Source organism: Dyella nitratireducens (assembly GCF_014642835.1).
Classification (GTDB): domain Bacteria; phylum Pseudomonadota; class Gammaproteobacteria; order Xanthomonadales; family Rhodanobacteraceae; genus Dyella_B; species Dyella_B nitratireducens.
In genome coordinates this window covers 1002486-1026271 of the sequence record NZ_BMJA01000001.1, presented here as the reverse complement: position 1 = coordinate 1026271, position 23786 = coordinate 1002486, and the positions used below count along the sequence as shown (strand labels likewise).

General features: G+C 56.0%; 18 protein-coding genes. 15 read left to right on the top strand and 3 right to left on the bottom strand.

Annotation, left to right across the window (positions count from 1 at the left end; all coding sequences use genetic code 11):
• Window positions 1–45 precede the first annotated feature (45 nt).
• Window positions 46–288, top strand: a complete 243-nt coding sequence (locus IEX75_RS24075; RefSeq protein ID WP_229720637.1) for a hypothetical protein — start codon at window positions 46–48, stop codon at window positions 286–288.
• Window positions 289–628: 340 nt separating this feature from the next.
• On the opposite strand, the gene IEX75_RS04800 is transcribed toward IEX75_RS24075, so the two are convergent.
• Both IEX75_RS04800 and IEX75_RS04795 read right to left on the bottom strand, forming a co-directional pair.
• Entirely contained in the window at window positions 629–1189 is a 561-nt protein-coding gene (locus IEX75_RS04800; RefSeq protein WP_188793087.1) for a 3'-5' exonuclease, read from the bottom strand.
• A gap of 361 nt (window positions 1190–1550) precedes the next feature.
• A complete protein-coding gene (locus IEX75_RS04795) occupies window positions 1551–2645 on the bottom strand; it encodes a S1 family peptidase (protein WP_188793086.1) in 1095 nt (364 codons plus the stop codon).
• Window positions 2646–3227: 582 nt separating this feature from the next.
• Here IEX75_RS04795 and IEX75_RS04790 point away from each other — a divergent pair.
• From IEX75_RS04790 to IEX75_RS04740, 10 genes are all read left to right on the top strand, one after another.
• Complete coding sequence (locus tag IEX75_RS04790; RefSeq protein WP_188793085.1) at window positions 3228–3989, top strand: N-acetylmuramoyl-L-alanine amidase; 762 nt, start codon at window positions 3228–3230, stop codon at window positions 3987–3989.
• 759 nt (window positions 3990–4748) lie between these two features.
• Complete coding sequence (locus IEX75_RS04785) at window positions 4749–5306, top strand: fimbrial protein (protein WP_188793084.1); 558 nt, start codon at window positions 4749–4751, stop codon at window positions 5304–5306.
• 94 nt (window positions 5307–5400) lie between these two features.
• Window positions 5401–6171 (top strand): fimbrial biogenesis chaperone, encoded by a 771-nt coding sequence (locus tag IEX75_RS04780; protein WP_188793083.1) that lies wholly within the window; start codon window positions 5401–5403, stop codon window positions 6169–6171.
• A gap of 97 nt (window positions 6172–6268) precedes the next feature.
• The gene (locus IEX75_RS04775) at window positions 6269–9052 is read left to right on the top strand and encodes a fimbria/pilus outer membrane usher protein (RefSeq protein ID WP_188793082.1); all 2784 of its coding nucleotides are present in this window, start codon (window positions 6269–6271) and stop codon (window positions 9050–9052) included.
• Window positions 9049–10170, top strand: a complete 1122-nt coding sequence (locus IEX75_RS24385) for a fimbrial protein (RefSeq protein WP_343213812.1) — start codon at window positions 9049–9051, stop codon at window positions 10168–10170. The genes IEX75_RS04775 and IEX75_RS24385 overlap by 4 nt, the downstream gene beginning before the upstream one ends.
• Window positions 10171–10209: 39 nt before the next feature.
• Window positions 10210–10740 (top strand): fimbrial protein, encoded by a 531-nt coding sequence (locus IEX75_RS04760; RefSeq protein WP_188793079.1) that lies wholly within the window; start codon window positions 10210–10212, stop codon window positions 10738–10740.
• An 839-nt stretch (window positions 10741–11579) separates the two neighbouring features.
• Complete coding sequence (locus tag IEX75_RS04755) at window positions 11580–14744, top strand: YadA-like family protein (RefSeq protein ID WP_423373323.1); 3165 nt, start codon at window positions 11580–11582, stop codon at window positions 14742–14744.
• Between the two features lie 295 nt (window positions 14745–15039).
• Window positions 15040–16194, top strand: a complete 1155-nt coding sequence (locus tag IEX75_RS04750; RefSeq protein ID WP_188793077.1) for a fimbrial protein — start codon at window positions 15040–15042, stop codon at window positions 16192–16194.
• A gap of 1190 nt (window positions 16195–17384) precedes the next feature.
• Window positions 17385–17984, top strand: a complete 600-nt coding sequence (locus IEX75_RS04745; RefSeq protein WP_229720635.1) for a hypothetical protein — start codon at window positions 17385–17387, stop codon at window positions 17982–17984.
• Between the two features lie 373 nt (window positions 17985–18357).
• Window positions 18358–18522, top strand: coding sequence for a hypothetical protein (locus tag IEX75_RS04740; RefSeq protein ID WP_188793076.1), 165 nt, complete (start codon window positions 18358–18360; stop codon window positions 18520–18522).
• A 35-nt stretch (window positions 18523–18557) separates the two neighbouring features.
• Here IEX75_RS04740 and IEX75_RS04735 read toward each other — a convergent pair whose 3' ends face one another.
• On the bottom strand, window positions 18558–19748 hold the full coding sequence (locus tag IEX75_RS04735; protein ID WP_188793075.1) for a glycoside hydrolase family 5 protein: 1191 nt from the start codon (window positions 19746–19748) through the stop codon (window positions 18558–18560).
• 388 nt (window positions 19749–20136) lie between these two features.
• On the opposite strand from IEX75_RS04735, the gene IEX75_RS04730 reads away from it, so the two are divergent.
• The 4 genes from IEX75_RS04730 to IEX75_RS04715 all read left to right on the top strand — a co-directional run bounded on the left by IEX75_RS04730 (window position 20137) and on the right by IEX75_RS04715 (window position 23770).
• Window positions 20137–20589, top strand: coding sequence for an ATP-dependent zinc protease family protein (locus IEX75_RS04730; protein WP_188793074.1), 453 nt, complete (start codon window positions 20137–20139; stop codon window positions 20587–20589).
• The gene (rimK, locus tag IEX75_RS04725) at window positions 20586–21479 is read left to right on the top strand and encodes a 30S ribosomal protein S6--L-glutamate ligase (protein WP_188793073.1); all 894 of its coding nucleotides are present in this window, start codon (window positions 20586–20588) and stop codon (window positions 21477–21479) included. The genes IEX75_RS04730 and rimK overlap by 4 nt, the downstream gene beginning before the upstream one ends.
• A 334-nt stretch (window positions 21480–21813) precedes the next feature.
• Window positions 21814–22500, top strand: a complete 687-nt coding sequence (locus tag IEX75_RS04720) for a response regulator transcription factor (protein ID WP_115494911.1) — start codon at window positions 21814–21816, stop codon at window positions 22498–22500.
• Window positions 22484–23770: a sensor histidine kinase gene (locus IEX75_RS04715; RefSeq protein ID WP_188793072.1), complete on the top strand. Its 1287-nt coding sequence runs from the start codon at window positions 22484–22486 to the stop codon at window positions 23768–23770. The genes IEX75_RS04720 and IEX75_RS04715 overlap by 17 nt, the downstream gene beginning before the upstream one ends.
• Window positions 23771–23786 lie beyond the last annotated feature (16 nt).

Here is a 23786-nt window from a genome sequence, read left to right as displayed (position 1 = left end):
ACGAAAATTTGCCATGTATTCGTAGGTTGGGATGCGAATCCCAACATGGCCTTTATTCAGGCGCGATTATGTTGGGGTTCGCACCCCAACCTACAATTGCTAACCGTTGCCAGCCAGGAAAAACCATGTGCCGTGTCTGTTGTGCGGCTTCGGCGCGGGAAACTTACCAAGCATTATGCGCTTGATGCGTTTTGGGCATTGGCGCCACCACTGGAATTTGAGCCGCCAAACAAGCTCATAATTGACTGGGCAGCTGAGTTAATGAGTGAAGTTATCGGATTGCTTTGAATAAACTTCTGAAGGGCCTGGACAATGTTTTGGAAAAAATTTTGAAAAATGGAGGATTGGCCTTGGGAGCTGCCTGCTTGCCCCGACCCTTGCGAACTCTGCTCAAAAGGCGAGGAGACGGACTGGACTCGTGATTGTAAATTGTTGCTCTGACTGACGCTGCCCGAGTTTGATGGGTTTACGCCATAATTATTAGAATATGAAATGGGATTAATACTTCCTATGACGCTCATGAATATCCTCTTTGATTTAGGATTGATCAACGACAAAAAATCGCTACGATCGAATAGCTTTAGGCTACGCTAACCATCGATCGATAATATTAAACGTCTACCCTGTGTTAAATCGTAACTCGGCGGTCGATTTGACGCCGATGCAGGCTTTTCACGGCCGCCAAAATAAATCGGGCATTCCACTCGGCATCGTCCAACTCCTGACAGGACGATACGTCATGAGAGACATTGATTTCGATATCCAATTGCATGACAAGGCTTCTCAATGTTCTTACGCAACGTTGCTGTGCATTGCGCCAAGGTGTCGCTATGCCAAACTCCTCGTAAAGCGTCCTTATGGTCATGCAGTCGAGTCCATCGCCCCACACTTCGCCATCGACTGCCAAATGAGCGCCGATGTAGGTGGATAATTGTTCGAGCACTACGCGGACGGGTTCGCGTTCGCCATCGAATACGTCAATGGCATGATCGTCTTCCTGCGCGCGCCGCATCCAGCACGTCACGACATTTGGATCGATCATTCGTCCATCTTGTTCACGAAGATCGATCTTCGAATAAAATTTAATAGGGTCGATACCGCTTTCATGGGAGAAGGCAATGGCTCCCACGGAAAGAATTGCGGCGTTGGCTGAGTTGGCCAATGTTTCAGTGTCGATAATAATTAACATATCAGTCTGTCCGTGACCTGTTATCGATATGATTCAATAGTTCAAGATCTGTCGTAGTGGATTCTTTAATCATGGATGTTTCATCCGGGTTGTTCACATCCTGCTTGTTCTTGTGATGACCTGTGCCGTAGTAGCGCAGGGCCCATACGGCAAGGCGCTCGTCATTGGTGGGGACATAGCATCCTTCCCAGCACTTTCGCCTGGATTTGAATATCGATGAGTTCATAATCGAATAGATTAGTTTTGACGTTAACATCATATGTCGCGTGGATCGTTCACTGAGAAGCAACGCATGGCATTTTGAATGCCTTCCGGTTGGATCATGATCATTGCGTAAAGAGTTGGTGTTTTCGGTTTTTAGTTATGTTTCATGCTGGAGTTGCGGTCGTGCATCCGTCCATACCGTCAATATATTGACTGCTCTACCCAGGCCAATGCCGCCAAAGTTGAGCGCTACGACGTTATGGGAATGGCTATCAATAATGGGTGAGCCTGATGTTCCAGGCGAATTGAACGCATTGTGCACGAGCACCTGGTTGCGATATTTTGATCCAAGGTCGGATGTCATCTGAAGTATTCTTGTGTTTCTTCCAGAGCTATCTCTGTATGAAATGCCCTTGATGCTACGGTTGGCATGATTGGGCATGTAGATGTCGTCTCCGATAAATCCCGAACCTGACGGATTGGATTGCAACGGATGGAAGTGGATTGCCCTGGCCTTGTCCTCGTCTTTGACCCGAAATATGGCGTAATCCAGTCCAGCGTTTTCTGCTGGGCGGCCAGATAGCGCTATCCGTTCTTCCGGATCGCTGTTTGGATTTTCATAGCCAAGCCACAATTCCTTTCGGCTTTTGCCATCGTTGGCACGAATAACATGGCTGTTGGTCACGACATAAATATTGGAGTCACCATCATACGGAGAGGTTGCCAGGAAGCCGGTGCCCAGATGATTGACCTGCCCATCGGGTTTTATTTCCACGATGGCGCCCACTGCCCGAGCGTGGTGATACTTGATGCCTTCAGGCGATTGCGCAGGGCTGGATTTGAGCGTACGTGCCAGTGTATTGGTCAAGGAAAACGGAAATGTGTTCGCCCAAGGGTCATCGTTCGAAGGTGCGACTGAACCGGGGGTAGAAGTCGCTTCTGGCGTGTACGAAAGCGTCGAGACATCACCTTGGATTGTTTCTCCTTGGTATTGATACCCGGCAATTTTCGGCGGTGGTGCCGGGGGGCGATTTTCGCGGCCGAAACCAAGATTACGCCACAAGGGTTTATACACCCTGAGATGGTTGCCGTCTTTCCGGATAGCGATGTCCCAATTGGCATCAGGGCCTTGTGACATCGTATATCGAATGGCACCAACATTCGGAGCAGTAATGATCTCATCGGAAGCGCTGTCAGTATTCCTCGTGGCAGGAGGTGCGCCTGACATAGAAGATGAAGGGATGGTCGTCATTTGAATGCTTTAACGGATGATATGCGTGTATGGCTCTTGGCTGCATCTTTTAGAGATATCGATGCATGAGAGGGGGGTAGATATTTATGGGATCGTCAAGCGAGTGGCCTAACACGCGTCCTTATTAGGCTGGTTGTACCTGGAGGCGGTACTGGACTTGAGGTTTCCTCACGCTTTTGTCGTCTTTCGAGTAGGAAAATTGAAGTTCACGACAATGCTTTTTTAGGGCCGCTCGTCATTCCGGCGAAGGCCTAGGAGCTTTGCGACAGCGAAGCTGGTCAATCCATGCTTCGTGCTGGCGACGGATTCCGGCCTTCGCCGGAATGACGGTTCGCTTCGAAATAGGGTCGAAATAACTTTGGATTTCGTTGGAATGACGGGAAAAAAAACGTGGGGAAACCTCAGGTAACGAGGCTCCAATACCCCAATACCCCCCTCATACGCTTATATCGCCAGTACATTCATGCGTGGATTTATTCCACTCGCCAGAGAACATCTTTCTCTGATCTATAGAACTTTCGAGGTGAGGTGGCGACCGCCGTCTCATCCATCAGCGATCAAAAACTATGTAAAGGAGTTTTTATGTATGCCATCGACTATAACGGCTATCGATCCGGTAAAAGCTTCAATCAGCGCGCGCGATTTTTGGTTTTTCACTATACGGCGGCCAATTTCAACAGCTCAGTCCGCACTCTCACCGGCTCGGACGTAAGCGCTCACTATCTCGTGCCAGATCCATCCGACGAATCCTATATCCATGAGGGATTCAAAGATATTCGCATTTTTAATCTTGTTGATGAAAAGGAGCGCGCATGGCATGCGGGCGTCAGTTACTGGAGGGGGCGCGACAATCTCAACGATACTTCCATCGGTATCGAAATCGTTAATCAGGCTTATGACAAGGACGGAGACATTGTTTTCCTTCCTTACCACGCCAAGCAGATCAAAGCCGTTGAACAACTGGCACTGAACATTCTCCAGCGCTACCCAGACATCTCTCCCACCCATGTGATCGGCCATTCGGATATAGCGCCTGGCAGGAAGAGTGATCCCGGTCCTTTGTTCCCATGGAAGGCGCTACATCAAGCGGGGGTCGGGGCGTGGTACGAAGAAACCACTCATGTCAAATATTTGCGCGCTTACGCGCAAAAGATGCCGGCGGACGATGAGGTCTTCAACATGCTCAGCAAATACGGTTACGACATCCGTAACGCAACAAACCCGGCCGGCAAGCGCGCGTTAATAAGAGCTTTTCAACTCCATTTTCGGCCGGCGCGCCATGACGGCGAGCTGGATGTCGAAACCGTGGCCATTCTTTCCGCCCTGGTGGAGCGTTATTACTAACGAGGACGCCGTCGTAGATCAGCATTCGGGAGTTTTTGTTGGCGTGCTGACTCTCGCTTCGTGGCGAAATTTATCCTGATCGGCGTCGAACTACGGCTAGGCCAATTACGTTCATCGCCGTCGCCCCGGCGCACGTGGAGAGGGCACATGGATGTGCCCAGCTTTGAGGAGCGAGGAAGGCTCTGTCTGTTGGTCACACATCGGATGTTGCGACGTGCTCTCTCCTGATGGCTGGCGTGATGGGGCATCTCGTGCAGAGCCCGCGTAGGTTGGCGTACGAACCCTGAGATATCCCTTTTTTTGCTCTCGAAGCGTCGTCGCCGCGAAAAGTCAGTCCTGCCTCGGCGTCATTCCGGCGAAGGCCGGAATCCATGCTTCGTACTCGCCATGGATTCCGGCCTTCGCCGGAATGACGAGCAAAAGCGCCCGGCGTTGCTGCAACTATCTTTTTGATTTGCCGTTGGTCTTTGGCGGAAAAACGTGGGGATATCTCAGGGCGCGAGCCTCAACATGGCAAGTCGATAAGCATGACGCTGTTGGGGTTTGCACCCCAACCTACGCCGAGACGGCGAACGCCAAGCAACTGAAGTGAGCTGAGGTTCGGTACTCCGCACCTCAAAAAAGTCATGTAGTGATTAATTACCGCAGGTCGCTTATCTGATCCGGTAAGAATCCGCGGCGAGGATGCGTTGCGTGGCCGGACTCCAGCGCGATTCGCTTCTCGAATACACCATTTATTCTTCTAAAAGGACTAGCTAAATGAAATTTTCGATTGTTTCGGCCGCTGTTGTACTAGCTGTCGGTGCAGTGCCATGTCAGGTGTTCGCGGGCGTCGACGGAACCATTACCTTCGAGGGTGGCCTTTCGCCTACAACCTGTCTGGTGGAAGGCCAGGACCCGGGTCATGGTAATGCCGACAAGACCGTTGATATGCACCACCCTCCCGTTGGCGCATTCCAGCAACCAGCGTCTACTGGCGACGCGGTCCCGTTTGAGATCGTGATCGGTGGTAACGGTGACGCCAGCTGCACCAATGGCCATATCGCCTATGTCGAGTTCGATGGGACCAGCCAATCGATCGATGCGAATACCGGCTATCTAAATCCTGACCCGGGCGGTGCTCAGAACATCCAGATTCAGATCCTCAACAAGGACGGTACGGTGATCAATCTGGCTGATGGCGGTGTATCGGAGGGCGTACAGATCACCAACAATCAGGCGAAGATTCCGATGGATGCTCGGTACTACTCCGCCAATGGCCATGCCACGGTGGGTGAGGTCAATGCCCGCGTAGGCTACGAAGTCGTCTACGACTAAGCCACTGAGCATTGCAAATCTTTCGCACAGTACGCCTAGTTGCGCCCGCTTCGCGCGTGAGGCGGGCCTCTTTTCACTCTACAAGAGCAGAGCTATGACCATTGCCAACCGCGTTGTCGCGGTGTTCGCCGTGCTGATGACGGCGCTGAGCGCCATGCCGATCCAGGCCGGCGTGATTATCGATACCACCCGGGTGGTCTATCCGGCCAAGAACAGGGAGGTGACGGTACGGCTCGATAACAAGGGCGATCGGCCGGCGCTGATCCAGATATGGATGGACAGCGGTGACGACAACGTCACACCGGATAAAGCCGACGTGCCGTTTACCCTCACACCACCGATGTTCCGCATGGATCCTTCCAAGCAGCAGGCGGTGCGCATGGCCTTTATGGGCGAACCGCTGCCTGCCGACAAGGAGAGTCTTTTCTGGTTCAACATGCTGGAAGTTCCGCCGAAGCCGGCGGCCAAAGATGACGATGGCAACGCACGCAACTTGCTGCAATTCGCGTTCCGTACACGCATCAAGGTGTTCTACCGTCCCGCTGGATTGCCGTACGACGTGAACGATGCGCCATCCAAGTTGAGCTGGAAGCTCGTCAGCGCCGACAAAGGCTATGCGTTGGAAGTGAGCAACCCCTCGCCTTATTACGTGTCGTTCGAGCAAGTCGAACTGCACGATGGTGCGCGCACCTATGCGCGTGGCCAGCGCGATCACGTCAAAAACAGCATGGTGGCTCCCGGGGGCACGTTGCGCTTTCCGCTGCCGGATTTGAAAAGCATGCCGGCAGCCGGCGCGCAGGTGGAGTTCACCTCGATTGACGACTTCGGCGCACGCAAGCCGGGCAAGACAGCCGTCACGTTTTAGCCGTCGCCGGCTGCATTTCTTTTTTTGATATTTCGTGTCTCCGACGTACCGCGGGTATTCGGAGGGAATCCACACTTTTGTTCATGGAAGTTCATTCATGCATCCGCGTTCCTATGATCCCGGTTCGGCGGGGCAAGCCCACGCGCTTGCTTTGCCGCGCAAACGGCTAGGCTTTTTCGTCCACGCCGCCCTGCTGTGCGCGGCGAGTACGGCGGCGGCCGATCCCGCCTCACCCGCCGCAACGCTTGACCCCGCTAATGCAGCCGCACCGGAAGCGGTGGAGTTCGATGCGGGCTTTTTGCCGCGTGGCAGCCACACCAGCCAGGTGGACCTCTCCCGCTACGAAAAAGGCAACATAGTGCTGCCTGGCACTTATCGTGCGGACGTCACCATCAATGGCGGGCTGATGAGCAACCGCCTGGATGTAACGTTCGCTGCCGTGGATGGCAAGGCGAGCGCGCAGCCGTGCTACGACCGCGACTTGCTGATCCGCCTGGGCATCGATTTGCTCGGCATTCAAAGAAAAACCGAGGAGGCGGCCGCGCATGGCGAGGTGGCCGCGAAGCAAGCGTTGCCCATGCCCGAAGGCAGCTTCTGCGGTGATATCGGTCAATACATTCCCGGCGCAACCGCCAGCTTCGACTCCAATGAGCAGAGCCTCACCCTGACCGTGCCGCAGATCTACATGCGGCGCAATGCGCGCGGCTATGTCAATCCGGAAAGCTGGGACAGCGGCGTGCCGGCGGCCATGGTGGGTTACAACTTCAACACGTACAGCAATACCTATGGCGGCCGCACGTCCACCAGCAGCTATCTGGGGCTTACTGCTGGCCTTAATCTGGGGCCGTGGCATTTGCGCCATACCGGTTCGCTGATGACCGGCGGTTCACGCGGTGCCCGCTACCAGAACAACGACATCTACGTGCAGCGAGATCTGCCTAAACTGCAGTCGCAGTTGATGGCGGGCCAGGTCTATACCGATGGCAGCGTGCTCGACAGCGTGCGCATCCGCGGTGCGGTGCTGGCCACCGACGACACCATGCTGCCGCCCACGCAGACCGGCTATGCACCGGTGGTGCGCGGCGTGGCCGAAACCACGGCCAAAGTCATCATCCGCCAACGCGGCGTGATTCTGGACCAAGTTACCGTGGCACCCGGTCCGTTCGTGATCGATGATCTAAGCCCTAATGGTTACGGCGGCGACCTCGAAGTAGAAATCAACGAAGCCGACGGCCGTAAGAAAATCCTGCTGGTGCCTTATGCCGCCACGCCCCAGTTGTTGCGCCAAGGCTATAACCGGTACTCCGTGTCATTGGGCCAGATGGACGACGCCGGCTTGAAGGTGAAGCCCGCTATTACCCAGGGTGCCCTCCAGCGCGGCCTCACCAATCGGGTCACCGGCTACGGTGGTGCGACCTTCGCCCAGGGGTACGGTGCGCTCACGCTCGGCAGCGCTCTCGGCACCTCCATCGGTGCGTTTTCGTTGGACATGACGCAGGCGCGCACCACGCTGCCGATGGGAAGCCCGCAGAGCGGCCGGAGCGTGCAGCTGCGCTACAGCAAGACTTTCGATAGCGGTCTGAATTTTTCGCTAGGCGCGTACCGCTATTCCACCCGCGGTTATCTGAGCGTGCGCGATGCTGTGTCGTTGCACCAATTGGCGCTGGAAGGCGGCGATCCTGACAATTACGATCGTTTGCGCAGCCGGTTGCAACTCTCTGTCAACCAGTCGCTGGGCAAGAGCGGAGGGCAGCTCTATCTGCAAGGGCAGACGGATAGCTACTGGACCCGCCGCGCCGACCAGGTGAATTTCACCTTGGGCTACATGAACCAGTGGAAGTTGCTTACCTATACCCTCACGGCGCAGCGCCAGCGCGATCTGGGTATGCATCGCAACGATACGCAGTTCAATCTCACGGCGTCCATTCCGCTGGGCCGCGCCGTGCGCGCGCCGACGTTCAACACCACCCTGGTTCACGACAGCAACAACAACAGCAGCCAGCTGGTCGGCTTGAATGGTCAGTTCGGCGCACAGTCGCAAGGTACGTATGCGCTTTCTGCTGCGCACTATCAACAAAACGGTACGAGTGGCAACGCCAATGTGCAATACAACGCGCCTTTGGCCACGCTCACCGGCAATTACTCGCAAAGCACCGGCTATCGAACGGCTTCGTTCGGTATGTCGGGCGGTATGGTGATACACCCGGGCGGTGTGACGCTGGCGCAAACCGTCACCGATACCATCGGCATCGTCCACGCGCCCGACGCGGCGGGCGCGGTGGTCAACGGCGCGTCGAACAATATCAAAGTGGATGGTCGCGGCTATGCCGTGGTGCCGTACTTGCAGCCATACCGCCTCAATACGGTGCAACTCGATCCTGCCAACATTTCCGCCGACGTCGAGCTGAAGAACGCCTCCGAAAACGTCGCGCCGCGCCGCGGCGCGGTGGTGCCGCTCAAGTTTGAAACCGAAAGCGGCCGCGCGGTGCTGATCAAGGCCGACCATCCCGATGGTGAACCCTTGCCCTTCGGCGCCGACGTATTCGATGCCAATGGCAAGAGCGTGGGCGTGGTGGGACAGGCCAGCCGCTTGTATGTGCGCGGCGTGGCTGATAGCGGCACGTTGACGGTGAAGTGGGGCAATGCGGCGGATGAGCAATGCCATATCGATTACAACCTGCCGTCGCTGGGCAAGCAGCGGCAGCGTACGCCTGATGCGATTCGTGCGTCGTGTACGGGGGTGGGAGTGAAGTCGGGAACAGGATCGGGAACGACCGTGGCGCCAGCCACGGTGCCGTCATCTACCAATTGGAAGCCGTCGGCTTTCGAAACGATGCCGCTTTCGCCGGCGGCGCATGATCAAGAGGAAGCGAAACCATGATGATGAAGTTACTGAGCCTGATGGTTTGCATTCGAACATCAGGGCGTGATGCGAGTGCACGGGTTTGTACACATTCCGAAGGTCGTAAAGCGAAATGTTCCATTTGGAAACTATGCTTTGCCTTGATCATGGCAATGACCTCTCACCTAGCCTTTGCCGCGTGTACGTTTTCGCCCAGCACCATTACGTATGCGGCTTCATCCGGGTCGTTGGTCGTCCCATCATCGCTGCCTGACGGATCAACAATTCCTATTACCTTTTCGTTCACGGGAGGTGGGCCATTCCATTGTAATTTAACTAATGGAGGCCTCGTGGTGTATAACGTTTTACTGGAGACGCCGTTGTCGAAAGTGCCCGGATTTTCCGATGTCTGGGCGACAGGCTATCCAGGCATTGGAGTGCGTTTTCGCCTTTGGGACGGCAGTGCCTTGTCTACGAATCCTAGTCCAATACGTAGCGCAGTAGGCGGTCCTGGCTGCACATCTTGCGGACCTAGGTTTGTCGCAGCCACGGCGTTGATGGGTGGAGTAAACAATAGTATAGAACTTATAAAGACAGGCCCAATTAGCACGGGTGCGTTTGAGCGCCGCCAAATTGCAGCTGACATAGCGAGTTACGCTATGAGCTGGGTTCCATCAATAACTCATTTCACATCGCGTACTCAGATGGATACGTTATGGCTAGGAGGCTTCAATATCGTCGCTCAAAATGCCACCTGCGACCTCAGTGTCGGTGATGTGAATCGTGATGTGCAGCTGGATTCCTTTCAACTCAAAGACGTTCCAGTCGCCAATGGCAAGTTTGGCCTCAAAAATTTTACCATTACGGCCAACTGCAAAGATGCCAAGACAGCATCCTTCACGTTCAGTGGCGCACAGTCGACTGTCGATGACAGTTTGTTTGCCAGCACCGGTACCGCGCAGGGCTTGGGTCTGCATGTGGGTACGCCTTATGGCGACGTTCCTGCCAACGGCACGTCGGCGCAGCGAACGTTCTCGGTCGATGCTTCCAGTGGTGTAGCGGAACTTCCCGTGGAAGTGGGTTATTCACGCAGCGCTGCAGCGGTGACCACCGGCACTTTCCTCAGCAGAGTCACCGTGACCCTGGGTTACAACTGAGAAGCAACATCGTAGCGCCTCTTGTAGGAGTAAATAGTTATGTGTCTTTTTAAATCATCGCTGCTAGCAGCGAGTATCACGCTAGCGCTTTCGCTCACGCCTGCAGCTTTTGCCGCGACCACTGGCACCATCACCGTGGAAGGCCTTATCCAAGATAACGTCACGTGTAACCTTAGTGCTGGGGATGTGACAAGAACCATCCAGTTGAAGCCATACCCTATCGCCGACGTGCCGGCTTCCAATCAAAGTTTTGGATACGAACCTTTTACCCTTACTGCAAATTGCAGCAGTAACGCCAATACGGTGAGTTTCTTGTTCAGCGGCACGCCAAGTGCCGATGGTACCCACTTCCAAAACACGGGTGATGGGCTGGGTATTAGCCTGCAACTGGAGTCGGCTGCCGATGGGAAAATCATTCCCGCTAACGGTGTCGATAGCGACCGGACGCGCACGCTTAACGTAGCCAACGGCATCGCCGCGCTCGATCTCAGAGCTGCCTACTATCGGGAGGCGCCGGTGAAAGCCGGAAGTTTTGAGAGCAAGGTCATGGTCAGCCTGAGCTATAACTGAGATCAGAGTCTTAGGTTTCCCTACGTTTTTTATGTCGTTCCGACGGAAAAATTGAAGTTCACGACAACGCTGTTTCAGAACGGCTCGTCATTCCCGCGAAGGCCGGAATCCACGCTTCGTACTTGTCATGGATTTCGGCCTTCGCCGGAATGACGACTCGCTTCGAAATGAAGTGGAAAGTAACCCCCTATTTCGATGGAATGGCGGGCAAAAACTTGGATAAACCTAAGGATAAGAGTGCGATAAATGGCTGCGCCTCGATGAAAATGCGAGTGTATCCACGTCTTAATAACTATGATTAATGAGCTGAAAAAAAGTTAGCATTTTTGGCGTTACGTGATGCCGCTTAATCATGTATTTGTCAATGAAGGGCGGCGTCTTAAGTATGGTAATTGGGAAAACAGTTTTCGCATGGCGATCTAATGTTCTTCGCATTGTTTTTCATGTGTCTACTACTCATGACACTGCCAATGATGCCGAGCGATGTCGCGACGAATTTTAGATTGATAAAGATGTGCGGTACTCCGTTACCACCGAATGAAGCAAAGAAATTTTATTCTTTTGCAGCCATGCATAGAAACTGTTGCAAAGGGCATCAGGGCATTCGCACCGGAAATCATCGCATCTCCATGATGCGTTTCCAATAAAGCGTACGCCAATGGCCAAGGCTGGACACGATGATGAACTGGCGCTGCGGGCACGCCTGCCATGTCGGCGCAGTTATTCGCGGCGTTGACGGCGGTATGTACGTTGACACGAGTTATGAGGCACTTCAATTGAATAGGGTTTACAAGCTTGTATGGAACGCTGCCACGGGCTCGTTCGTCGTTGCGTCCGAGTTGGCAAAGAGCCACAAAAAGACGGTGAAGCGGAAGAAGGCGATGATCGCCATGGCGACCATGCTGATGGGTGGATCGGCAGGTGCTGTCTCAGCCACTGACATATGCCACTCTGCGGAGGGACGTGAGGGCTCGTTGGATGCATTGGGCATTTGCGCCGAAAATGACGGCGTAGTCGCTGCCTTCCGTTCCGACATCGGAGTGCTGGCCGCTTATCAGGCGGGTGGTGGATCGGCGAATGGAGCCAATTCCATTGTCATCGGCGCAAACGCTACCGATCAATACTCGCCGAGTCATGTATTGGGCAAGGCTGTCGGCAATGCCGTGATTATCGGCAATAATGCGAGTACTTATAGTAGTGCTGACGGATCGACGGGTGCGGTCGCCATTGGTGATACCGCATTTGCTTATGCCAGTGCCTCGGTGGCTCTCGGACAAAACGCGTCGGCCGGCCATACCGGAACGGTTGCCCTGGGAGCTAACGCGACTGCAGAAGGCCTCGGTAGTTCAACCGCCGTGGGATATCAGGCATCCGCGACGGGGTATAGTTCGCTGACGGTGGGGAGCTGGGCGAATGCAACGCAGTTAAATGCTACGGCGTTGGGTTCGAGCGCAAATGCCATCGGTTCAGGAGCCACTGCCGTAGGTTATGGCGCCATCGCGGAAGGCGATGGTGCCGTAGTGGTAGGGGAATCGGCTTCCGCTAGCGATATCAGTACCACAGCCATTGGCCAAGGAAGCCTGGCAGCGGCTGGCAATGCCACGGCAATCGGTTCATTGGCCAATGCTACAGCGGCAGGAACGACTGCCCTGGGTGTCAGCTCACAAGCGACTACAGAGGGTGCCACCGCCATAGGGCATAACACGTCGGCATCCGGCAACTCATCCGTCGCTATCGGTCAGTATGCGAATGCGGTGGGCTACGCCTCCATCGCTATCGGCGGCAGCCAAGCTGCAGCAACGGCTGCTCAAGCTACAGCCGTTCACGCTATAGCGATTGGCGAAGCCGCGACTGCCTCCCACGACGAAGCCATTGCCATTGGCGAATCGTCGGCTACCGACCGGGCGTACAGCTTGTCGGTAGGTAACAGCACCTTGACGCGCCAGATCACTCATGTGGCTGAAGGCACGCAAGCCACGGATGCCGTGAACGTCAGGCAGCTTTCCTCAGTGACGGCGGCGCTTGGTGGCAACGCATCACTCGATGCCACGACTGGTCTTCTCGATGGGCCTGTCTATCACCTGGCCAATGGCGGGGCGCAGACGACGATCGGGGGCGCGCTCACTGAATTGGACAACGCGATATCCCATACCGCAGCCAGTGGCGTGCAGTACGACGATTCGTCCAGCAAGACGCAGGTTACTCTGGGTGGTGCCGGTTCAACATCGCCCGTGAGGCTTACGAACGTCGCCAACGGCAACGTCAATACGAACAGCAGGGATGCGATTAACGGCTCGCAACTGTTCGGCACCGCGCACAGTGTGACGGTTGCATTGGGTGGCGGTTCCGCTGTGAGCACGGATGGCTCGATCACGGTGCCGAGTTATACGCTCGACGGCAAGCCGGTGGCGGGCGGCGTGGAAGGTGCCTTCATCAATCTCGATGGTCGTGTCATTAAAAACACCAACGACATTGCTGATTTGACGACCCAGCTCGGCGATGTGGCTGGCGGCGCGGTGCTTTACGACGATCCCGCGACCAAGCGAAAGGTGACGTTGGGCGGCACGGGGGCAGTCGTGCCGGTAGCTCTCGCTAATGTGGCCAGCGGTAACGTCAGTGCACGCAGCACCGATGCGATCAATGGTGCGCAGCTGTTCGGCACCGCCGACAGCATGGTTGTTGCGTTGGGTGGTGGATCTCTTGTTGCCCCGGATGGTTCCATCACGACACCGATCTATGAGCTCAATGGTGAATCGGTGGCGGGCGGTGTGGAAGGCGCCTTTTCCAATCTCGATGGTCGTGTCATCACGAATACCAACGACATTGCCGGCTTGAGAACGCAGATCGGTCATGTTGCGGCGGGTGCCGTGCTGTATGACGATCCAGCGACGAAGTCGCAGATCACCTTGGGCGGTGCCGGCACAACGTCGCCGGTAAAGCTCACCAACGTCGCCAACGGCGTGGATGACAGCGATGCGGTGACCATCGCGCAACTCAAGGCGGCGGGTTTGATCGATGCCAACGGCAAGCAGCTTGGCGCGCTGGTGTACGACGATTTCACGCTCAGCACGGCTACGCTGGGTGGTATGGGTGGTACGTTGATCGACAATCTGAAAGGCGGCTTGATTGCGGCTGACAGCATGCAGGCCGTGAATGGTGGTCAGCTGTTTGATCTGCAAGAGAACGTTCAAAATCAGTTTGACTGGCTTAATAACCAGGTGGGTGACCTAAACGGCCGCGTGGGCAATATTGAACAGGGCATTGCCGACGGCACGATCGGCAGAGGTGATCCCGTCTACGGCCCGCGCGGCGGTTCGGGTGAAAACAGTATGGAGGTTGGGGCTGGCGCTGGTGCATCGGGCTCCTATAGCACTGCAATCGGCAACGGCAGCGTGGCTTCGGGTGACAACAGCACGGCAGCGGGCGTCGGTGCAGTCGCTTCGGGCACCGGCAGTACCGCCACCGGGGTGAGTGCGGTAGCTTCTGCTAGCGGTAGCACGGCTGTGGGTGCAAGCTCTAGCGCATCGGGCGAGAACAGTGTTGCGTTGGGATTCAATGCCAAAGCTACGGGCAATAATTCAGTGGCGCTGGGTGCCAACTCCATCGCCGACCGCGACAACACGGTGTCAGTGGGCTCAGACGGAAACGAACGCCAGATCACCCATGTAGCAGCCGCTACGCAGCGTACCGATGCCGCTAACTGGGGCCAGGTGCAGGATACGGTCAATAACGTAACGGATTGGGCTAACCAGAAGTTTCATCAAATCGACAGGCGCATCAATCGCATGGGGGCGATGAGCGCTGCTTACGGGCAGATGGCGTTCAGCGCGCAAGGGTTGGAAACCAAGAACCGGTTGGGCGTAGGTGTGGGCAATCAGGGGGGGCAATCTGCGGTTGCCATTGGTTATTCACGCCAACTTCGGCCGAACGTAAATCTGTCGTTTGGCGGTTCGGCTTCATCCAGCGATGTGTCTGTGGGTGTGGGTTTGGCAGTCGGGTGGTAGCCACTAGGCATGCTCTGATCCATTCCACGCATCCGCCGCCACACTGTATGCGCGCCTCACTTCGCCCTGCGGTCTAGACATACCACCAGTATGCCTTCGCCATCGGTGCAAACCGCGGTGCGCGCTGATCAGACTTGCCACCGCAAGGCAAGCAGCACCGGCGTTCGTTCGATGCGATTCATGCATTGAGCACGGCTGGCCATGCCTCCCTTATCGTTATCTATTACCTGGAAGCTATCGACTTTCTAAATGATGCGCTTTTGTCAGCCTTGTCTGATCAAGAGGAAATGAATCCATGATGGCGACATTATTAAACGGCCTTGCAGCTCGCGTTCGAGCGCAAAGCTTTGTCACAAGTACGCGAATTTCCGTGCGCTCCAAAGGGTATGCAAGAACATCTTCTATTGGGTGGAAGCCGTGCTTTGCTTTGGTCATAGCGATGACCTCACATCAAGCTTCTGCCCGGGGTAATGCTTCTTGCACTTATACGCCGTCCGACGCGACGTTTACGCCCGGAGCAGGTTCGCTGGTGGTTCCATCATCATTAGGGGTGGGGGAGCAGCTTGTTGATCGTAACTTCACCGTCCGCACGAGCAGCAGGATGATTTGCCGCAACGTTCCCATAGGCAACCCCGTGGTCCGCAACATTACCCTGACCACACCGCTATCGCTGGCGTCCGGATTTAATGACGTCTGGGAGACAGGCTATCCGGGCATTGGCGTGCGTCTTATTCTTTGGAATGGCCAAGCCTTAACTGCGCAAACAAGCCCTGTATTGGCACAAGCGGATAGTCCGAGTAGCGGTGCCAAAGGATTTTTCGGGGTCTACAGTGCCTTGGGGCCACTTAATACCAGCATGCAACTTGTAAAGACGGGTCCCATTGCTACGGGCAGGTTTCCTGGTGCTCTAGTTGGGCGTGACTATGCGACCGAAGCCTACGTTCCGAGTGCCAAAGGTAGCGTACCCCTTTTTAATTCCCTTACGCTGCTTGGCACGCTTCTATTGGGTGGGTTGGATATTGTCGTCTCCCATCCCACTTGCAATCTTGACATTACCGTTGCCAAGGTCGTGCTGGATACGTTTCAGCTCAAGAATGTTCCAGCATCGCATGAAGGTTTTGGCTATAAGGATTTCTTGATCAGCGCTGTTTGTCAGGGTGTATCGATTGCCAGTTTTACATTTAGCGGAACACCATCGTCAGCGGATGGCCATCGCTTTGCCAACATGGCTGCAGATGGGGCGAAGGGTATCGATGTGGGATTGGCATGGAACATCAATGGACAAAGGCACATCCTTCCCGCCAATGACAGCTGGGATCAGCGCACGATCGATGTCGATGCGTCCAGCGGCACGGCCACGCTTCCTCTAAGTGTTTCTTACTGGCGTACCGGCACGCCAACGGCCGGTGCAGTCTCCAGCGATATTATGGTTGTGATCAGTTATCAATGAGCATGCATCATCCTCGCGTTTTCTGCATTAGATGCAGTAGGGCATCGTCTGCAATGAAGCCTTGCTATTGATGAAAACTCATTTCCGCCAACTGCGCCAATAGCGGCTGGGTACGCATGTTCGTGGTGGTCAGCGCAGGTCGGTGTGCTGCCGAGAGAGGCCGCGGTGGACCCTGAGTGTCGTGGTGCGGAGGCTGGCAACCTGGGCGTGACGATCCAACACCTACACCCCGTGTCATGTACGACCAGGCGCAACCTGCGTAGGCCACGGTGGGAGGTAGCACCGACGTTGTACGTCAGCGAAAGCGGTTACAGCCCGATTGATACAGGCCACATGTTCGCTGCCAGGACTGGCATTGTTGAGTTCAACGAAAAAAGGATGATCGTTATGCTTAAAACGGAACACTTCGGCACTCGCACCCTGCAGGGTTGGATACCGCATCTGCGCAGGTCCAGTTCATATGGGACGTTGCAATGCCCTGTGCGGGTGGAGATTGATCGCCGCGACACAGATCAATTGCCCTTGCCGTGCTACGACCGGGACGGCAACCTCCGTTATGTGCTGCCTGGTGGCAGTGATGTCACTGCGTGACATGGACCGGCTCGTGACAACAGAAGATATGGCCACTTTGCTGGGTATGGCCGATGAAGGTTTAGGCCGCGAATGGTTATGCCAGGCTTGGTGGTCTGATGATGTCCGTTTAACGGTGCACCCACTGCGGACGAAATGCTGGCGTGCATCCGCGGGCAAGAGACATGAATCAGGTGACGCGATTGAAGGAGTCGGGGCGAGTGCCAAGACCCATGGCGCTTGCAAGAAGTGGCTAGCGCCATGGGTCCCGGCTTTTTTCATACCCTAGGAACTTCCGTGTGCCCTGCGCGAACTATCGATCAATGCGACCTGGCGTATGCGATACATATGTATGGCAGAAATTTTCGCCATAGTGTTGTAGAGGGATAGGCAGCACGGGATTTGCCTGACAGGTGTTGCAAAGTCGACGAGTATGTTGGTAGTAGAGTCATATCAACTGTCAACCCTATATGCGCTTGAATAGCACGCAATTGATGTGCACTTTTATGCGGCTATATGCAGGAGAAGTCAGGGATGCGATGCAAGCAAGAAATGTCAGCTTACGCTTACGATAAAGATCGAGAAGATTACGGTAGAAACGGCCTTGGTTTTGCTATTTGATGGCGTTCCCCTTTGACGCGAAGTTCAAGCGTGCTTACGCTGGTGTGCGTCCATTTTTTGTCAAAGATGGGCGTCGCTTCCAGAAAAATCGCTACCGTAACGAGAAAAATATGTTTATCTCCTTCTTGATGTTGGCCGCCATGCCTCTTTCGCCTGTTGGAAATGACACCACTGAACAAGCGTCAATCAGTGTCCAGTTGGGCAAGCCTACGATCCAGCAGAAGCTTTTCTACAGAAAAATGTATGAAAAGAAGCCCTTTCCTGATGCGACGTTGTTTTATTATGACAACGGCATGTACAAGATCATTTCGCAAGGGGAGGAGCACTACGGTGTGTATGTCGTGCGTGGCCATGTGAATGATGAAGAGTATTCGGTTCATTACATATCGCTTCCTTCATCCGACTGGGGCGGCAAAACCGCCCACCATTATCTGAAGTTCAATCGGAAGACAGGCAAGTTCACGCAGCAGGCCAGCTGGGAAGATGATCCGGATATAGCGCCGCAATATGGCGACTTCTCTCAGGAAAAAAACACGGTTGCCGACCCGCGTCCGATTACATGGAAGACTCATTCCACACCCGAGCAGCAGCGCGATTAGGCCGTATCATCGGATATTGCTTCATCTGATGGGTGCCGGACCTTAGCCAGGCTGTTCACTACAGCGGGTTAAGAGAAGATGTCCGGTTTGTGGTAACGCTTGATCTTGCCTTGTGTTCGCAGGTTGGAGTGCGAACCCCAACATCGCCATGCTTATCGCCATGCCATGTTGGGGTTCGCACCCCAACCTACGCAGGCTCTGCGTGAGATTCCCACTTCACGCCCGTCAAGACACCTGATTCTAGATAAGAATACCGCATGACATATAGACATGTTCACCACAATGCGGCTGGTCATGGCAAAGACATTTGCGCACAGCCATGACCGAGGTGCATGCCTTCGCAAGGATATGCTGAGTGAGTTACGAACAGCCTATGTCGCTACCCCTGACCATCGCACAGCGTGGATTATGGGTAGGTCAGAAAATCGGTGCTACGAACGCTACCTTGAACATCACTGAGATGTTGGAGGTCTGCGGTCCGGTGAAACCCAAGCTCTTCATGCGCGCCTTGTGGCAGCTCACGCGCGAACCGGGGTAAGGGAAAATGTGGATCTGACGCCAGCACAAGCACCCCTAGCGGCGCATGCGAGTTTTTAGCAGCTGCATCAGTACTCCGTTTCGTGGCAGCTCCTCGCTCTTGCCTTGTTCCGTGAATTGGTAGAACCGACCTGGTTTAAGGCTGAATGGTAGTTCGTAATCCATGCCATCCCATATATCTTCGCGGAAAGCATAGAAAGCCCAGTGGCCGCCACGGGCATCGATGGCGTCGATCACATCGACAAGATAAGGGCCGCAATCCGTCCAGCGACGCATGCAGCCAAATTCGCCGACCACCACGCGATTGGGTTTGATCTCATGTTTCTTTGCCCAATCGAATGCCAGGTCGACATACTTGGCGACGCCCTTGCGGTTCCATATCCAGGTGCCGTCGGCGTAGTCGGTTGTCGTGCCTGGGTAGCGCAAGGGCTTCTCGCGCCTCATGTTCGGCGAACTGGTTGCCTCATAGGGCTCATACATGTGAAAGGCATAGAGCAGCTTGTCGTCGTCCAGTGTTCGGGGCCATGCCGCGAGCGAGCGTGAGCCGGCGTGGAATCCGCTATCGACCATGATGGGTGTGAGCTTATCGACGGCACGAATGGCCTCGATCATTCTTTCGTAGAGCGTCAATAGATCGTGAGGTCCCCCTGCTTGTTCTTTCTGCCAGGCTTCGAGATCGTGCATGGATGCGGTTTCGGGAAGGTCAGTGTTTTTTTCAGGCGCAGGTTCGTTGATGAGGTTATAGGCCGCCACTGCCGGGTGGTCTTTCAGCGCAGCGGCAAGATCTCTCCAGAAGCGCACTGCCTGGTTGGCAAAGGCGGGATCGGTCCACAGGCGATCGTCAAATTTGCCCTGGTTTTGCTGCGTCCAACGCGCTCCTGGCAGTACCAAAGGAACGATGGCGACCTTGAGGCCAGCCGTCTGTGCCGCGTCAAGCGTCTTGCGCAGGACCGCGAGATCCGCAGTCTTCAGTCCATCATAATGATCGGCGTCACCAACAAGAAAATCGCGCCCCTCTCCTTCCCATTTGCTGAAGGTCAGGCGCACCCAGGTCGCACCGGTTTCCGCAAGCGCATTGAAATAAGCCTGGTCCGGTGGTGCTCCGTTGAAACTGTTTCCGCCTTTCTGCGGGTTGTTCCAGAAATTGATGAGATCGGCTGCGGCGGCAGGACCCGTCATCAAGGTTGCCATAGCTAGGTAGAGTAGGGAGTTGTGTGTGGATTTCATCGACGCGCCGCCTCCGTGGGCTGATCGGGACACTCTTGATTAAGAGCACTTCAAGTCCGACGAAGTTCAGGCATTCCGTTCCTGAGCGTGATTAGGCCGAGTTCCGCAAGTGCAATCAGGCCGGCGGCTTTGCAGCGCAGCCGTGACAAGCAGGCCGTCGGATGGTGACGGCGGCGCATGGCGAGCATCTTCATTGTCAATGCGGGTGATGAGTATCAATAATATGTGTGATAATCGACGCTCTCTTGGAGAGCCATTTCTGGCAAGTCTTCGCTTAGAGATGGTTTTTAATCAACGAGTTAAGGTGCACTTATTGTTCCCTTCACCCGCTCCAAGCATCCCTCTCCGGTCCCCACTGAGATTTCCCAACCCGACAGCGTGAGCTGACATGGCGGATGTGATTACCCTCGGTTGGCGGGAACGCTTGGCATTGCCGCAGTTCGGCATCGCTTCGCTCAAGGTCAAACTGGATACCGGTGCGCGCAGTAGTTCGCTTCACGTGGACGAACTGGAAACCTTTACGCGTGATGAGCAGACATGGCTGCGCTTCATGGTGGGGCTTGGCCGTCGATCGGCACGCCAGGTGCAATGCGAGGCGCCAGCCTGCGATCGGCGTGTGGTGGTCGACACCGGCGGGGGGCGCAGTGAGCGTTGGTTCATTCGTACCGAAGTGATGCTGGCTGGCCAGCGTTTCGAGGTTGACATAAATCTGACGGATCGACGGCACATGCTGTTTCCTATGCTATTGGGGCGCACCGCCCTGGTCGGGCGCTTCAAGGTCGACCCTGCACTCTCCTACACCCTGCCCAAGCCCGCGCATACTATGGTGCAAAAGCCATGAAAATCGCTGTCCTCTCGCGCAATGCGCGGCTGTATTCCACCCAGCGTCTGGTCGAGGTGGCGCGCGAGCGCGGCCATGTCGTGCGCGTGCTCGATCCGCTGCGGTGCTATGTGCGCATCTCGCCAGGTGAGGTGGAGATCCGCTACAAGGGCAAGGCGTTGCACGACATCGATGCAGCGATTCCACGCATTGGCACGTCGAGCACGTTTTACGGTACGGCGGTGCTGCGCCAACTTGAGATGATGGGCGTGTACACCCCCAATTCGTCCGACGCCGTGCTGCGCGCACGTGACAAACTGCGCTGTCTGCAGATTCTTGCCGCAAAAGGTCTGGACATGCCGGTCACGGTCTTTGGAGACAACCCGGACGACACCACCGACGTGCTGGACATGCTGGGTGATCCGCCGCACGTGATCAAGCTCAACGAAGGCAGCCAGGGTACCGGCGTGGTGCTGGCGGAAAAACGCAGCGCCTCGCAAAGCGTGGTGGAGGCCTTCCGTGGCCTGTACGCCAACTTCCTGGTGCAGGAGTTCATCGCCGAAGCCAAGGGCAGCGATCTGCGCTGCTTCGTGGTCGGTGGGCAGGTGGTTGCGGCGATGCAGCGCGAAGCGGTGGCCGGTGAATTCCGCGCCAACCTGCACCGTGGAGGCACTGCCGTAGCCGCCAAGTTGACCACTGCAGAAAAGCGCATTGCGGTGGATGCCGCCGAGGCCCTGGGTTTGGGCATCGCCGGCGTCGACCTGCTGCGCTCCAAGCGCGGTCCGCTGCTGCTGGAGGTCAACGCATCGCCGGGACTGGAAGGCATCGAAGCGGCATCGGGCGTGAATGTGGCCGAACACATCATTCGTCATCTGGAGCGGCACGTTGGCAAGACGCCGAAGCGTGCTTAGCTGTTTTCACGCCGACAACACAAATCCCAAGGATGTTGCCCCATTAACCAAGCAGTGAGTGCGGGTTAACTGCCACGTAACTGCCTGACCCCTATAAAGGTCTCACTGTTTGTTTGCTCGCTACTTCAATCGCAAGGGCGACAGCAGACGACGGTATCGGGGCAGTAGCTTCAGCCCGGGTGCAGCGACGCACGGTCGCGGTATCCGGGCTTTTTCTTTGTCCGATGCCCCTTCCGAATGCTGGCGTTCAGCATGGCGCTTAACATTTGCGCCGCGCACTCGTTAAGCTTGGAGACGTCCCGGCCGGTGCGCCGGTTGCGTAGCGGAGAAACGCATGCGCGTTCTAGTGATTGAAGATAACAGCGATATCGCCACCAACATTGGCGATTATCTGGAAGATCGTGGCCACGTCGTGGATTTCGCCGGAGATGGCGTCACCGGTCTGCATCTGGCCGTGGTGCATGACTTCGACGTCATCGTGCTCGACCTGACCCTGCCGGGCATGGATGGCCTGGACGTGGCCCGCAAGCTTCGCCATGAAGCCCATAAGCAAACGCCGGTACTGATGCTGACCGCCCGCGATGCGCTCGAACAGAAGCTCACCGGCTTCGAGTCCGGCGCGGACGATTACATGACCAAGCCCTTCGCCCTGCAGGAACTGGCCGCGCGCCTGGAAGTGCTGGCGCGCCGTGGCAAAGGTCCACAGAGCCGGGTGCTGAAGGTGGCCGACCTGACCTACAACCTGGACACCCTCACGGTGACCCGCGACGGCAAGTCCATCCAGCTCAACCCGATCGGCCTGAAGCTTCTACAGGCGTTGATGGAGGCCAGCCCCTCCGTGGTCACGCGCCAGGACCTGGAGCAGAAGGTGTGGGGCGAGGAACTGCCCGACAGCGACAGTCTGCGTGTACACATCCACGGGTTGCGCGCCGCGATCGACAAGCCGTTCGAAAAGGCGTTGATCCATACACGACACGGCATCGGTTACCGCATGGTCGATCCGGATGCAGTCCAGGCGTAAGCTGCGATTTCGACTGCTGATCTCATTCGCGCTGTTTGGTTTTGGCCTCAGCGCGTTGTTCGCGGCTGCGTCGTTGTATGTGCGCGCCAAGGTCGAGAATCAGCTGGTCAATGCGAGTCTGCAAAGCGATGTCGATCAGGCGGTCGAAAATGCGCATAGCAATCCCGGTCAGCCGGTGGGATCGCGCCTAATCGACGCCTGGATGTGGAGCGACCGTACCATCTACAAGGCACCGCTCGGCTGGCAGAACCTTGCAACTGGCGTGTACGACATGCACGACGTGGACAAGGACGGCCACCCCAGACATTACAAGCTTGCGGTCGCGCGCAAATATGGTCTGATCGGTTTCATCAGTTATGACATCAGTCGTGAGGACCTAGGCAAGCGCCAGCTCATCACATCGCTGATCGCTTCCGTCATTTTGTTCAGCCTGCTGTCGCTGGCGATCGGCATGTGGCTGTCGCGCAAAGTACTCAAGCCGGTTACCGAGCTGGCGCATCGTCTGCGTGACTTTCGCAAGGCGGGGCGTGCCGAACTGCTGGCACCCCATTTTGCCGATGACGAAGTGGGTGAGCTTGCGCAGGCGCTCGATGAATACTCCACGCGCCTCACGGCGATGGTCGAGCGCGACCGCGAATTCAATTCCGATGTCAGCCACGAGTTGCGCACGCCGCTGGCCGTGATTTCCAGCACCACCGAACTGCTGCAAGGTTCGCCTGATCTCACCGACAAACTGCGCGAACGCTTGAAGCGCATCGAGCGAGCATCACGTCAGGCGACCGAGCTGATCGAAGCGCTTTTGCTGCTGTCGCGCGCCGAACGCCGCGGACCTACGCGGGGCGAAATCACCGACATCGCGAAAGTGGCTACCGACGTCATCGACAGCCAGCGTCCGCAAATTCGGGACAAGCCGATCGAAGTCGAGCTGCTGCAGAACGATTCGGTGACCGTCAATGCACCCGCTTCCGTGCTATCGGTAGCACTCACCAATCTGATCGGCAACGCCATCAAATACACGCTGGAAGGCCGTGTCACGGTGGAGGTCGGAAAAGGCCGCATCGACATCATCGACACCGGCCCCGGCATCAAACCCGAAGACGCGGAGCGTCTGTTCCAGCGTGGCGTGCGTGGTGAAGGTGCGGGTGGCAGTGGCGCCGGCCTGGGATTGGCGATTGTGCGACGCCTGTGCGAACTCTACGGCTGGGATGTCTCCATGAAGCCGCGCACAGATGCCAACGGGGCGATTGCCAGCATCGTCTTCGAGCGTTGAATGTAGGTTGGGGTGC